Annotated in this window: 1 protein-coding gene; it reads left to right on the top strand. The window is 64.3% G+C overall.

Going from position 1 to position 443, the window contains the following annotated elements; translation table 11 throughout:
• A partial coding sequence (locus AX735_RS18565) for an FG-GAP repeat protein (protein ID WP_202189619.1) occupies positions 1-443 on the top strand: 443 nt, incomplete at both ends.

Raw genomic sequence — 443 nt, 5'->3', positions numbered from 1 at the left:
CGGTTTCGCTCGATGGCGTCCGCCTCGCGATCGGGGCCCGGGGCGATGACGGGTCGATCGACGGCCTGATCGATGCGGGCGCGGTCTATCTGTTCACCTTCACCGATTTCCTGTTCGGGGGCGCGACCCTGCAATCGGTGATCGGCCATGGCTATGTCGGCGGCAAGAACCTGTTCGTCACGCAGATCGAGGGGGGAGACCGTTTCGGATCCTCGGTTTCGCTCGACGGCAACCGTCTGGCTGTCGGCGCACCCAATGATGCGGGCGCCGGGAACACGGCCGGTTTTGCCGGCGCCGTCTATCTGTTCAGCTTCTCCAACGCCCAGTTTTCCGGTGGAGCGCTCGAAGCCATTGTCGGCCTGGACTATGGGGGCGGCAAGAACATCGGCCTGGCCGATATCCAGGCCAATGACCGCTTCGGCACATCGGTTTCGCTCGATGGC

The organism is Blastomonas sp. CCH1-A6, assembly GCF_001556365.1.
Taxonomy (GTDB): Bacteria; Pseudomonadota; Alphaproteobacteria; order Sphingomonadales; family Sphingomonadaceae; genus Blastomonas; species Blastomonas ursincola.
The sequence above is the reverse complement of the archived record's forward strand: the minus strand, read 5'-3'. Positions and strand labels throughout refer to the sequence as shown.